We start from the raw sequence: 12,619 nt of genomic DNA, 5'->3' as shown, positions 1-12,619 counted from the left end.
TGTTAGTGCTCACTCTACAAATCAAACAGCACTAACAACCATTATTTCATAATATTTCCCCAAGTCCCTAAATCATCAATGAATTTTTTACTTTTCAAACGAAGACCGACATAATTATCATAAATATCATCAATAAATAAACGCAATTTTCGTTTCATCTCAGGCTTAACTGAAATCGTCTTTAATTCATCAAAATGAATGGCTTGAAATCGGTCCACCAGGTACAGCACATTCGGATCAAGATGACTACGATAATCATCTTTACCATAATGCTCTGGACAAAGTAGACCAGAATATTTATGCGAAAAATCAAAGGGCAATCCAATCCGATGACAAAAAGCACATTCATGAAAATTAAGACTAACACCAAATCGTTCTAAAAGTTGAATCTCAAAAATATTAGTCAAAATTTCGTAGTCAAGTCCCTCTTCCATTAAGGAAAGCGTCTTATTAAAAAATGTAAACAACTGGGGGTCTGCCACACCGTCTGGCACAGCTGCATCTGCCAATGCTGTCACATAAGAAGCATAGGACAATCTAAACAAATCTGCATTAATTTCCTTAAAAGACTCAACTTCCTTATAATCTTCAATGAAGGACAGACCCGTATCATTAATTTTTAAAATAAATTTTGCCGCCGTTAACGGCTGAATAACAGAATTAAACCGAGATTTACCAGCATGTTTAACAAAAAACATATGCTTCCCATTGGTTTCTGTAAAAATTTTGACTAGCTTATCATCCTCACGATAATTACGATTATAGAGGACAAGACCATAAGTTTCCTTAGTTTGCATGTTCTTCCATAAATTCTTTCAAGCGTTCCATCGCTGTTGTGATTGTTTCCATGCTAGCCGCATAAGAAAGACGTAGATAACCCTCACCATACTTACCAAAAGCCACACCAGGAATGAAAGCAACGGCTTTTTCACGCGCAAAATCTTGACAGAACTTAAACGAATTTTGTTCATAACCAGCAGGAATTTTCGCAAAAATATAAAAAGCACCGTCTGGTTTAATAATCTTAAAGCCAAGAGCAGACATCTTATCAATGATATAATCGCGACGTTTGGTATATTCAACTTTCATTGGTAGTGCATCATCTTTACCAACAGAAAGAGCTTCAATCGCAGCAAATTGAGCCATTGTCGCAGCAGCTGTTACCAAATATTGGTGACTCTTAATCAACTGTGCCGTGAAAATAGCTGGTGCAAAAATCAAACCAATTCGCCAACCAGTCATAGCATGAGATTTTGAAAGCCCATTAATCAAAATCGTTTGCTCTGGAAGATATTCAGCAATTGACACATGCGATTCATCATTATAAGTCAATTCGGAATACACTTCATCTGAGATGACAAAAACATCATATTTTTTAAGAACATCGGCCAAATCCTTAATTTGCTCACGTGAATAAGTCACACCAGTTGGATTAGTTGGATAATTAAGCAAAACTGCTTTTAAGTTATCACCTTGTTCCAAAATCGCTTTTTCAAGCATTTCTGGTGTCAATACAAAATCATTTGCCGTTGTATCAATTTCAACAATTTCAGCACCAACAAGATTTGCAATTGGCTCATACCCAGGGTAAGCTGGTGCTGGCAAAAGAACCGTATCTCCTGGTTCCAAAATCGCTGTTAAAGTTGCTGACAAAGCTTCCGTTGCACCAATCGTAACCAAAATTTCATTGTCAGGATTGTAAGACAAATTGTATTTTGACTTCACAAAATCTGCAGCAGCTTGGCGAAGCGTTGACAACCCTGCCATACCAGTATAATGTGATTGATTCGCATCAATAGCCGCTTTAGCAGCTTCTTTTACATGATTAGGAGTTGTAAAATCAGGCTCACCCAAAGTTAACTTCATAATCCCTGGCACATCTGAAATTGATTGGTCAAATTGACGAATCAATGATACTTCGATTTTATCTAAGTTTTTATTAAAACGGTTTGTTAAACTCATAGTCTCACCTCAAAATCTAATTATATCTATTATACATAAAATTCAGATAATTAAATAGCTTTTTTAGACTTATCCACAGCTCTATCTTTAAAAAGATTTTATTAAATTATCCACATGTTAATATTTTCCAAAATAATTTAACAGAAAAACCGTCAGACAAAAATCCAACGGTTTTTAACATGAAAGCTAATAAAAGTCGTCTTATTTAGCAGTCCCCATTTCAAATAATGGTGACAAAGGACGTTTTTCGTGAATACGAGTAATTGCTTCAGCGATTAATTCAGCAATTGAGATTTGTTCAATTTTATCAATCAAACGTTCTTCTGAAAGATAGATAGTATCCAAAACAACCAACTTTTGAATAGCTGATTTTTCAATATTTTCAAGTGCAGGACCAGAAAGAACAGGGTGAGTACATGATGCATATACTGCTGTTGCACCAGCTTCAGCAAGAGCATCCGCTGCATGACAAATAGTACCTGCTGTATCAATCATATCATCAATCAAGATACATTTTTTACCTTTAACATTACCAATGATGTTCATAACTTCACTGGTATTCATTTTAGTAACACTACGACGTTTATCAATGATAGCAATCGGTGTTTGGAGGAATTGTGCCAATTTACGAGCACGTGTCACACCACCATGGTCAGGACTAACGACAACAACATCGTCTCCAACCAATCCATGACGATCAAAGTAATCAGCGATCAATGGAGCACCCATCAAATGATCGACTGGAATATCAAAGAACCCTTGAATTTGAGCGGCATGCAAATCAACAGTCAAAAGACGATCAACTCCTGCAACTTCAAGCATATTAGCTACTAATTTAGAAGTAATCGGTTCACGCGAACGAGCTTTACGGTCCTGACGAGCGTAACCATAGTAAGGGATAACCACACTAATTTTTTCAGCACTAGCACGTTTAAGCGCATCAACCATAATCAAGATTTCCATCAAATTATCATTAACTGGTGAGCTAGTTGACTGCAAAATAAAGACATGGTGTCCACGAATTGATTCTTCAATGTTGACTTGGATTTCACCATCAGAAAATTGACGAACAGTCGATTTTCCAAGTTCAATACCCATAGCCGAAGCAACTTTTTCTGCTAATTCTTTGTTTGACGACAAGGCAAACAATTTTAAATCAGAATAAGACATGATTTCCTCCAAAGTTTTTATCCTATACCATTTTATCGTTTTTTCCAGTATTTTTCAATGACAAATCCGTTAAATCCCTATAAATACAAGGAAATCCGAATAAAAACAAAAAGAGAAGGGAATTCCTTCTCAATTAGTTATTATTGATAGATGTAGTAAACAGTACCGCCACCCCAAGTTGATGAAGCTGGGTTAAACCATCCACGGTAGTTACCAATAGATGAGTTACCAGCATAGTTAGCTTCCATGACTTGGATATTCGTAGAACTTTGAACTGCAGTTACATATGCAACGTGTCCATATCCACCACCATCATAAGGCCATACAGCAACCGCACCAACTTGTGGTGTAGTACCTACAGAATGACCTGCAGCCTGTGCACTAGCAATCCATTGATTTGCATTACCCCAGTTGTTTCCAACCCATGAAGCAAGTGATTTAACACCCCAAGTACATTGACCAACAGGATAAGTGTTCACTGAGCTTGATGATGAAGAACTTGAAGATGAGTTACTTGAACTGCTTGATGACGAAGAACTTGAAGATGAGTTACTTGAACTGCTTGATGATGAAGAACCTGAAGATGATGAGCTACTTGATGTATTTGTTGTAGTAGTTGGAGTAACTGTAGCAGCTTGTTGAGTTGAAGAGGTATCTTCAGTTGTTGTAGATGCAGCAGTCGAATCTTGTGATGAAGTATCCGTTGTAGTATCAACGGTAGCTGTACCATTTTCAACTGATTGTTGTGCTTGTGTTACAGATGCAGCTTGTGCCTGTGCTTCTGCAGCTGCCTGTGCTTCTGCAGCTGCCTGTGCTGCAGCTGCTTCTTCTGCTGCTTGTTCAGCTGCTTCTTTTTGAGCCACTAAGCTTGCTTTTACATCTTCTGCAGTTGCCAATTGAGCTGACAAATTCAATTGAGCTGCTTCCAATTCAGCTTGTTGAGTTGCCAAAGCTGCTTGGTTTTGTTCAATAGTTGCTTTATTAGCAGCTACTGTATTGATAGCTGCTTGGTTTTCAGCTTGTTTTTGTTCGATAACAGCTTTATCTGCTTCTTGTTGTTCCAACATTTTTTCGTTTGCAGAAACAACTTCACGAACAGCAGCTACACGATTAATAGCATCTGAAATTGATTTAGAATTCAAGATAGTATTAATGTAGCTTGTAGCTGTGTTAGTTTTTTGAGCGCTACGGGCTTGTTTTTTCAAAGATTCATTACGAGCAACAATCTTGCTTGAAAGAGCTTGAATCTCTTCACTCAATTTTTGAGATTCTGCTTCGAGTTGAGCATTTTGCGCTTCCAAGTCAGCTTGTTGTGATTGAAGTGAAGTCACTTGTTCTTGAAGAACAGCAACTTGACTTTGAGCAGCTGCTTGCTCAGATGTAAGATTACTGATGACTGCATCTTGTGCAGCGATTTGTGTATCATAATCATCCGCATTTACTGTGGCAGCTGCGGTTCCAAGTGTTACACCACTAACAAGAACAGCTGATAAAATTCTTTTTTTCATATAAATTAAACTACTCCTTTTTGATAAGACATTATTATTTTACCAAAAAATCACGCAATTAATATTACGTGATTGTTACATTTGTATTTTGTTCAGGTAATTTATCTCTCCAAAAATACTTTTTTAAACACTTTTTGGAAGATTAAGTACATAAGAATATTGTAAATAAGAGTTGGTGCAAAGCAATAAGCTATAAAATAGGTCATTGACATCGTTGTCATTCCAAGCAGAATTGCTCCTAATTCCCCAACAATTTCAAACAAAAACAAAATAATAATATAAAAAATTAATGTTTGAAAATTGCGCATAAAGAAACTTTTACTAATTTTACTAGTAAAAATGACTAGAATTGGTAGTAAAAAGATAACTAAACCAATTCGGTTTAAATAGTAAATATCAAATATCCCACCCAAAACAAGCGAACTGATAAACATAAAATACTTATGCTTATCGTGATAAAAGTACAAAACAGCTAATAGTAATAAATGACTAGAAATCATCAAATGATAAGAAAATATTGAACTCGCTAAAAAAGATAGTTGTCCATCAATTAACATTAATAGCAAAAGTAACAATAGTAAAAAATACTTATTTTTATAAAATTTCACTTTAATCACCAACAATTGTTACATAAGAAATATCAGAGAAGTCTGCTGTCGGAGTCACATAGACAATACGCTCCAAACTTTCTGAACTATTTTTTACACTAGAAACCGTACCGACAGCAATATTGGCAACAGTATCACCATCTAGACCACTCGTTACCACACTATCTCCTTCTTCAATATCCACAGAAGAATTCAAATTTGTAATTACAAAACATTTTTTATCCGAATCATAAGATTCCAATAAACCATAAACTTCTGCTGAAGAGGTCGTAATCTTAATTGGAATATTAAAATCTGAACCATTTGATAAAAGTGTTATACTCGAAGTCGTAGAATCTACATCAGACACTGTACCAATTAGACCACCACCTGACAAGGCTAACATTTTTTTCGTTATATTATTCTTCTTTCCTAGCTTAACAGTTAACGAATTATACCAAGAAACAGGGCTTCGGACAATAACCTTTCCAGTAGCTGAAAATTGAGAAGTAATTAATGATAAAGCTCCAATCTCACTATTAAGCTCCTCATTTTCTTCTTTTAAAGAATCAATTAATTCACTTTGATCCTCTAACTCTGCAACTTTTTGCTTTAATTCCTTGTTCTCAGAATACGTATTAAAAAGATCTCTAATTTCCTCATTAGCAGAATCTAAGAAGCGAAAAGGAGTTGAAACTACGGAATCCACACGAGCAATAACACTCCTTATAGGAGAGGAAATTGCAGAAACTATCCCAAAATTTCTAAATAAAAAAGCTAAAGACATGCCTAGAAGCAATAAAATCAATACCGCGAAAAAAACAAAACGAGAGATTCTTAATTTTTTCAAGATTTTGCACCAACTATCCTAAAATATAAAAAATAAAACGAGATATCCAAAGATAATCTCGCTTTAAAATAGCACGGAGAATAAGGGATTCGAACCCTTGCGCCAGTTACCCGACCTAACGATTTAGCAAACCGTCCTCTTCAGCCTCTTGAGTAATTCTCCATTCCATGTATGGGCACAAGTGGACTCGAACCACCGACCTCACGCTTATCAGGCGTGCGCTCTAACCAGCTGAGCTATGCGCCCATGAAAGTTGGAATAACCAATATAAATAAAAGCGGGTGACGAGAATCGAACTCGCGACAACAGCTTGGAAGGCTGTAGTTTTACCACTAAACTACACCCGCATAAAAAATATAAAACTAATGGCGCGAGACGGAATCGAACCGCCGACACATGGAGCTTCAATCCATTGCTCTACCAACTGAGCTACCGAGCCTTCTATTGCGGGAGCAGGATTTGAACCTACGACCTTCGGGTTATGAGCCCGACGAGCTACCTAGCTGCTCCATCCCGCGTCAACAATACTAAAGGAGGATGTGGGATTCGAACCCACGCACGATTTTACACGCCTGACGGTTTTCAAGACCGTTCCCTTCAGCCGGACTTGGGTAATCCTCCAAACTATAATATATAAAAATATATGGACCTTGTAGGACTCGAACCTACGACCGCTCGGTTATGAGCCGAGTGCTCTAACCAGTTGAGCTAAAGGTCCAAAGTCATCCATAATATCTTATAGCGGCGAAGGGGATCGAACCCCCGACCTCCCGGGTATGAACCGGACGCTCTAGCCAGCTGAGCTACACCGCCATCAATCGGGAAGACAGGATTCGAACCTGCGACCCCTTGGTCCCAAACCAAGTGCTCTACCAAGCTGAGCTACTTCCCGAAATATGCACCCTGCAGGATTCGAACCTGCAACCGCCTGATTCGTAGTCAGGTACTCTATCCAGTTGAGCCAAGGGTGCATCTTATTTAAATTTTCTGCCGAGGACCGGAATCGAACCGGTACGAAGGTTACCCTTCGCAGGATTTTAAGTCCTGTGCGTCTGCCAGTTCCGCCACCCCGGCCTCTACAAGCGAACGACGGGGTTCGAACCCGCGACCCCCACCTTGGCAAGGTGATGTTCTACCACTGAACTACGTTCGCATAAAGAGTATTCTATGCCGGCTACATGACTTGAACACGCGACCCTCTGATTACAAATCAGATGCTCTACCAACTGAGCTAAGCCGGCTACTTTCTTATTTAATGCGGGTTAAGGGACTTGAACCCCCACGCCGTTAAGCGCCAGATCCTAAATCTGGTGCGTCTGCCAATTCCGCCAAACCCGCATATTAATATGACCCGTACTGGGCTCGAACCAGTGACCCTCTGATTAAAAGTCAGATGCTCTACCAACTGAGCTAACGAGTCTAACGGTCCCGACGGGAATCGAACCCGCGATCTTCGCCGTGACAGGGCGACGTGATAACCGCTACACCACGGGACCTTTAGTATATTTACCATCTTAATGGGAGTTAACGGGATCGAACCGCTGACCCTCTGCTTGTAAGGCAGATGCTCTCCCAGCTGAGCTAAACTCCCTTTTGCTAAGCGACTACCATATCTAACAGGGGGCAACCCCCAACTACTTCAGGCGTTCTAGGGCTTAACTGCTGTGTTCGGCATGGGAACAGGTGTATCTCCTAGGCTATCATCACTTAACTCTGATTGATTATCCAATCAAAATTGAATACCTATATATTCTAACAAGTTTCCGACGCGCTGTCAATTCTTCTCAGTTACTTTGGATAAGTCCTCGAGCTATTAGTATTAGTCCGCTACATGTGTCACCACACTTCCACTCCTAACCTATCTACCTGATCATCTCTCAGGGCTCTTACTGATATTAAATCATGGGAAATCTCATCTTGAGGTGGGCTTCACACTTAGATGCTTTCAGCGTTTATCCCTTCCCTACATAGCTACCCAGCGATGCCTTTGGCAAGACAACTGGTACACCAGCGGTAAGTCCACTCTGGTCCTCTCGTACTAGGAGCAGATCCTCTCAAATTTCCTACGCCCGCGACGGATAGGGACCGAACTGTCTCACGACGTTCTGAACCCAGCTCGCGTGCCGCTTTAATGGGCGAACAGCCCAACCCTTGGGACCGACTACAGCCCCAGGATGCGACGAGCCGACATCGAGGTGCCAAACCTCCCCGTCGATGTGAACTCTTGGGGGAGATAAGCCTGTTATCCCCAGGGTAGCTTTTATCCGTTGAGCGATGGCCCTTCCATGCGGAACCACCGGATCACTAAGCCCGACTTTCGTCCCTGCTCGAGTTGTAGCTCTCGCAGTCAAGCTCCCTTATACCTTTACACTCTGCGAATGATTTCCAACCATTCTGAGGGAACCTTTGGGCGCCTCCGTTACCTTTTAGGAGGCGACCGCCCCAGTCAAACTGCCCGTCAGACACTGTCTCCGATAGGGATCACCTATCTAGGTTAGAGTAGCCATAACACAAGGGTAGTATCCCAACAACGCCTCCACCGAAACTAGCGTCCCGATTTCATAGGCTCCTACCTATCCTGTACATGTGGTACAGATACTCAATATCAAACTGCAGTAAAGCTCCATGGGGTCTTTCCGTCCTGTCGCGGGTAACCTGCATCTTCACAGGTACTAAAATTTCACCGAGTCTCTCGTTGAGACAGTGCCCAAATCATTACGCCTTTCGTGCGGGTCGGAACTTACCCGACAAGGAATTTCGCTACCTTAGGACCGTTATAGTTACGGCCGCCGTTTACTGGGGCTTCAATTCACACCTTCGCTTACGCTAAGCGCTCCTCTTAACCTTCCAGCACCGGGCAGGCGTCACCCCCTATACATCATCTTACGATTTAGCAGAGAGCTGTGTTTTTGATAAACAGTTGCTTGGGCCTATTCACTGCGGCTGACTTAAAGCCAGCGCCCCTTCTCCCGAAGTTACGGGGCCATTTTGCCGAGTTCCTTAACGAGAGTTCTCTCGCTCACCTGAGGCTACTCGCCTCGACTACCTGTGTCGGTTTGCGGTACGGGTAGAGTATAATTAACGCTAGAAGCTTTTCTTGGCAGTGTGACATCACTAACTTCGCTACTTAACTTCGCTCCCCATCACAGCTCAATGTTAGAGATACAAGCATTTGACTCATATCACACCTCACTGCTTAGACGTGCTCTTCCAATCGCACGCTTTAGTTAGCCTACTGCGTCCCTCCTTCACTATATACTCTAGTACAGGAATATCAACCTGTTGGCCATCGGATACACCTTTCGGTCTCTCCTTAGGTCCCGACTAACCCAGGGCGGACGAGCCTTCCCCTGGAAACCTTAGTCTTACGGTGGACAGGATTCTCACCTGTCTTTCGCTACTCATACCGGCATTCTCACTTCTATGCGTTCCAGCGCTCCTCACGGTACACCTTCTTCACACATAGAACGCTCTCCTACCATACCTATAATAGGTATCCACAGCTTCGGTAATATGTTTTAGCCCCGGTACATTTTCGGCGCAGGGTCACTCGACTAGTGAGCTATTACGCACTCTTTGAATGAATAGCTGCTTCTAAGCTAACATCCTAGTTGTCTGTGCAACCCCACATCCTTTTCCACTTAACATATATTTTGGGACCTTAGCTGGTGGTCTGGGCTGTTTCCCTTTCGACTACGGATCTTAGCACTCGCAGTCTGACTGCCGATTATATCTCATTGGCATTCGGAGTTTATCTGATATTGGTAATCCGGGATGGACCCCTCAATCAAACAGTGCTCTACCTCCAAGAGACTTAACATCGACGCTAGCCCTAAAGCTATTTCGGAGAGAACCAGCTATCTCCAAGTTCGTTTGGAATTTCTCCGCTACCCACAAGTCATCCAAGCACTTTTCAACGTGCCCTGGTTCGGGCCTCCAGTGAGTTTTACCTCACCTTCACCCTGCTCATGGGTAGGTCACATGGTTTCGGGTCTACGACATGATACTAAAGCGCCCTATTAAGACTCGGTTTCCCTACGGCTCCGTCTCTTCAACTTAACCTCGCATCATATCGTAACTCGCCGGTTCATTCTACAAAAGGCACGCTCTCACCCATTAACGGGCTCGAACTTGTTGTAGGCACACGGTTTCAGGTTCTATTTCACTCCCCTCCCGGGGTGCTTTTCACCTTTCCCTCACGGTACTGGTTCACTATCGGTCACTAGAGAGTATTTAGGGTTGGGAGATGGTCCTCCCGGATTCCGACGAGATTTCTCGTGTCTCGCCGTACTCAGGATACTGCTAGGGTTTAAGATTATTTCGATTACGAGGCTATTACTCTCTTTGGCTTACCTTCCCAGGTAATTCTTCTATAATCTTGCGTCCCACAACGCAGTCCTACAACCCCGATGTGTAAACACATCGGTTTGCCCTCTTGCCGTTTCGCTCGCCGCTACTAAGGCAATCGCGTTTGCTTTCTCTTCCTGCAGCTACTTAGATGTTTCAGTTCACTGCGTCTTCCTCTTCATTACCTTAACAGTAATGAGTGACATGCTTCACATGCCGGGTTCCCCCATTCGGACATCTCTGGATCAATGTTTACTTACAACTCCCCAAAGCATTTCGTCGTTAGTCACGTCCTTCATCGGCTTCTAGTGCCAAGGCATCCACCGTGCGCCCTTATTAACTTAACCTTATTTTGGTCTATTGACCTTAAACTCATTAAATCACAGCGTTTCGGTTTATTTCTTGTTACTTTCTACAATTATTTCTAATTGTGGAATTTGATATAGATATTCAATTTTCAATGGACAATCACTTTGAATCTTTCGATTCAATGGAGCCTAGCGGGATCGAACCGCTGACCTCCTGCGTGCAAAGCAGGCGCTCTCCCAGCTGAGCTAAGGCCCCACAAGACCTCTCAAAACTAAACAAGACTACCAAACGTGCTTCCGTTTTTCCTTAGAAAGGAGGTGATCCAGCCGCACCTTCCGATACGGCTACCTTGTTACGACTTCACCCCAATCATCTATCCCACCTTAGGCGGCTGGCTCCTAAATGGTTACCTCACCGACTTCGGGTGTTACAAACTCTCGTGGTGTGACGGGCGGTGTGTACAAGGCCCGGGAACGTATTCACCGCGGCGTGCTGATCCGCGATTACTAGCGATTCCGACTTCATGTAGGCGAGTTGCAGCCTACAATCCGAACTGAGATTGGCTTTAAGAGATTTGCTTGCCGTCACCGACTTGCGACTCGTTGTACCAACCATTGTAGCACGTGTGTAGCCCAGGTCATAAGGGGCATGATGATTTGACGTCATCCCCACCTTCCTCCGGTTTATTACCGGCAGTCTCGCTAGAGTGCCCAACTAAATGATGGCAACTAACAATAGGGGTTGCGCTCGTTGCGGGACTTAACCCAACATCTCACGACACGAGCTGACGACAACCATGCACCACCTGTCACCGATGTTCCGAAGAAACTTTCTATCTCTAGAAATAGCATCGGGATGTCAAGACCTGGTAAGGTTCTTCGCGTTGCTTCGAATTAAACCACATGCTCCACCGCTTGTGCGGGCCCCCGTCAATTCCTTTGAGTTTCAACCTTGCGGTCGTACTCCCCAGGCGGAGTGCTTAATGCGTTAGCTGCGGCACTAAGCCCCGGAAAGGGCCTAACACCTAGCACTCATCGTTTACGGCGTGGACTACCAGGGTATCTAATCCTGTTTGCTCCCCACGCTTTCGAGCCTCAGCGTCAGTTACAGACCAGAGAGCCGCTTTCGCCACCGGTGTTCCTCCATATATCTACGCATTTCACCGCTACACATGGAATTCCACTCTCCCCTTCTGCACTCAAGTTTAACAGTTTCCAAAGCGAACAATGGTTAAGCCACTGCCTTTAACTTCAGACTTATTAAACCGCCTGCGCTCGCTTTACGCCCAATAAATCCGGACAACGCTCGGGACCTACGTATTACCGCGGCTGCTGGCACGTAGTTAGCCGTCCCTTTCTGGTAAGTTACCGTCACTGTGTGAACTTTCCACTCTCACACACGTTCTTCTCTTACAACAGAGCTTTACGATCCGAAAACCTTCTTCACTCACGCGGCGTTGCTCGGTCAGGGTTGCCCCCATTGCCGAAGATTCCCTACTGCTGCCTCCCGTAGGAGTCTGGGCCGTGTCTCAGTCCCAGTGTGGCCGATCACCCTCTCAGGTCGGCTATGTATCGTCGCCTTGGTGGGCCGTTACCCCACCAACTAGCTAATACAACGCAGGTCCATCTACTAGTGATGCAATTGCATCTTTCAAGCATCTAACATGTGTTAAACACTGTTATGCGGTATTAGCTATCGTTTCCAATAGTTATCCCCCGCTAGTAGGCAGGTTACCTACGCGTTACTCACCCGTTCGCAACTCCTTCTACTCTAGCAAGCTAAAGTAGTCAGCGTTCTACTTGCATGTATTAGGCACGCCGCCAGCGTTCGTCCTGAGCCAGGATCAAACTCTCATTTAATCTTGTTCTCATTCTGTCACTGACAGA

The 12,619-nt window shown here is 42.9% G+C and carries 6 protein-coding genes, 18 tRNA genes and 3 rRNA genes; all 27 read right to left on the bottom strand.

Translation table 11 applies throughout. From position 1 onward, the window contains the following. Positions 1 to 41: 41 nt before the first annotated feature. A complete protein-coding gene (gene recO / locus E8M05_RS00335) occupies positions 42 to 797 on the bottom strand; it encodes a DNA repair protein RecO (RefSeq protein ID WP_003062788.1) in 756 nt (251 codons plus the stop codon). After that, the gene (locus E8M05_RS00330; protein ID WP_003062786.1) at positions 787 to 1,962 is read right to left on the bottom strand and encodes a pyridoxal phosphate-dependent aminotransferase; all 1,176 of its coding nucleotides are present in this window, start codon (positions 1,960 to 1,962) and stop codon (positions 787 to 789) included. The genes recO and E8M05_RS00330 overlap by 11 nt, the downstream gene beginning before the upstream one ends. Positions 1,963 to 2,163: 201 nt before the next feature. Then, entirely contained in the window at positions 2,164 to 3,132 is a 969-nt protein-coding gene (locus E8M05_RS00325; protein ID WP_003062784.1) for a ribose-phosphate diphosphokinase, read from the bottom strand. A gap of 140 nt (positions 3,133 to 3,272) precedes the next feature. Beyond that, positions 3,273 to 4,640 carry a PcsB-like coiled-coil domain-containing protein gene (locus E8M05_RS00320; protein ID WP_003062782.1) on the bottom strand — a complete coding sequence of 456 codons (1,368 nt, stop codon included), beginning with the start codon at positions 4,638 to 4,640 and terminating at the stop codon, positions 3,273 to 3,275. Between the two features lie 101 nt (positions 4,641 to 4,741). Beyond that, a complete protein-coding gene (gene mreD, locus E8M05_RS00315; RefSeq protein WP_013851386.1) occupies positions 4,742 to 5,248 on the bottom strand; it encodes a rod shape-determining protein MreD in 507 nt (168 codons plus the stop codon). A 1-nt stretch (position 5,249) separates the two neighbouring features. Next, a complete protein-coding gene (gene mreC / locus E8M05_RS00310; RefSeq protein WP_216832949.1) occupies positions 5,250 to 6,077 on the bottom strand; it encodes a rod shape-determining protein MreC in 828 nt (275 codons plus the stop codon). A 74-nt stretch (positions 6,078 to 6,151) separates the two neighbouring features. Beyond that, positions 6,152 to 6,239, bottom strand: a tRNA-Ser gene (locus E8M05_RS00305). 10 nt (positions 6,240 to 6,249) lie between these two features. After that, a tRNA-Ile gene (locus tag E8M05_RS00300) sits at positions 6,250 to 6,323 on the bottom strand. A gap of 30 nt (positions 6,324 to 6,353) precedes the next feature. After that, positions 6,354 to 6,424, bottom strand: a tRNA-Gly gene (locus E8M05_RS00295). A 19-nt stretch (positions 6,425 to 6,443) separates the two neighbouring features. Next, positions 6,444 to 6,516, bottom strand: a tRNA-Phe gene (locus E8M05_RS00290). A 5-nt stretch (positions 6,517 to 6,521) separates the two neighbouring features. Next, positions 6,522 to 6,595 (bottom strand) — tRNA-Met (locus E8M05_RS00285). A 13-nt stretch (positions 6,596 to 6,608) separates the two neighbouring features. Beyond that, positions 6,609 to 6,698, bottom strand: a tRNA-Ser gene (locus E8M05_RS00280). Between the two features lie 23 nt (positions 6,699 to 6,721). Beyond that, positions 6,722 to 6,795, bottom strand: a tRNA-Ile gene (locus E8M05_RS00275). A gap of 21 nt (positions 6,796 to 6,816) precedes the next feature. Then, positions 6,817 to 6,890 (bottom strand) — tRNA-Met (locus E8M05_RS00270). Between the two features lie 5 nt (positions 6,891 to 6,895). Continuing rightward, positions 6,896 to 6,969: transfer RNA gene (locus E8M05_RS00265), tRNA-Pro, on the bottom strand. A gap of 5 nt (positions 6,970 to 6,974) precedes the next feature. Beyond that, a tRNA-Arg gene (locus tag E8M05_RS00260) sits at positions 6,975 to 7,048 on the bottom strand. A gap of 17 nt (positions 7,049 to 7,065) precedes the next feature. After that, a tRNA-Leu gene (locus E8M05_RS00255) sits at positions 7,066 to 7,151 on the bottom strand. A 7-nt stretch (positions 7,152 to 7,158) separates the two neighbouring features. Further along, a tRNA-Gly gene (locus tag E8M05_RS00250) sits at positions 7,159 to 7,230 on the bottom strand. Positions 7,231 to 7,245: 15 nt separating this feature from the next. Further along, positions 7,246 to 7,318, bottom strand: a tRNA-Thr gene (locus E8M05_RS00245). A 15-nt stretch (positions 7,319 to 7,333) separates the two neighbouring features. Then, positions 7,334 to 7,415: transfer RNA gene (locus tag E8M05_RS00240), tRNA-Leu, on the bottom strand. 9 nt (positions 7,416 to 7,424) lie between these two features. Then, a tRNA-Lys gene (locus E8M05_RS00235) sits at positions 7,425 to 7,497 on the bottom strand. Between the two features lie 3 nt (positions 7,498 to 7,500). Further along, positions 7,501 to 7,573 (bottom strand) — tRNA-Asp (locus tag E8M05_RS00230). Between the two features lie 22 nt (positions 7,574 to 7,595). After that, positions 7,596 to 7,668 (bottom strand) — tRNA-Val (locus E8M05_RS00225). A 4-nt stretch (positions 7,669 to 7,672) separates the two neighbouring features. Continuing rightward, positions 7,673 to 7,788: ribosomal RNA gene (gene rrf, locus E8M05_RS00220) — 5S ribosomal RNA — on the bottom strand. Positions 7,789 to 7,870: 82 nt separating this feature from the next. Further along, positions 7,871 to 10,771 (bottom strand): 23S ribosomal RNA (locus E8M05_RS00215). Positions 10,772 to 10,915: 144 nt separating this feature from the next. Then, a tRNA-Ala gene (locus E8M05_RS00210) sits at positions 10,916 to 10,988 on the bottom strand. A gap of 55 nt (positions 10,989 to 11,043) precedes the next feature. After that, positions 11,044 to 12,592, bottom strand: a 16S ribosomal RNA gene (locus tag E8M05_RS00205). Together the 16S, 23S and 5S rRNA genes with 18 tRNA genes alongside form the textbook arrangement of a ribosomal RNA operon. Positions 12,593 to 12,619 lie beyond the last annotated feature (27 nt).

The sequence above is a fragment of the Streptococcus pasteurianus genome (assembly GCF_004843545.1).
Classification (GTDB): domain Bacteria; phylum Bacillota; class Bacilli; order Lactobacillales; family Streptococcaceae; genus Streptococcus; species Streptococcus pasteurianus.
Note: the sequence above shows the minus strand (reverse complement) of the source record. Positions and strands in the feature narration are given on the sequence as shown.

Coding starts and splice junctions, on each gene's coding strand:
- E8M05_RS00325 (WP_003062784.1), bottom strand. CDS start 3,132: ATGTCTTATTCTGATTTAAAATTGTTTGCCTTGTCGTCAAACAAAGAA.
- recO (WP_003062788.1), bottom strand. CDS start 797: ATGCAAACTAAGGAAACTTATGGTCTTGTCCTCTATAATCGTAATTAT.
- E8M05_RS00320 (WP_003062782.1), bottom strand. CDS start 4,640: ATGAAAAAAAGAATTTTATCAGCTGTTCTTGTTAGTGGTGTAACACTT.
- E8M05_RS00330 (WP_003062786.1), bottom strand. CDS start 1,962: ATGAGTTTAACAAACCGTTTTAATAAAAACTTAGATAAAATCGAAGTA.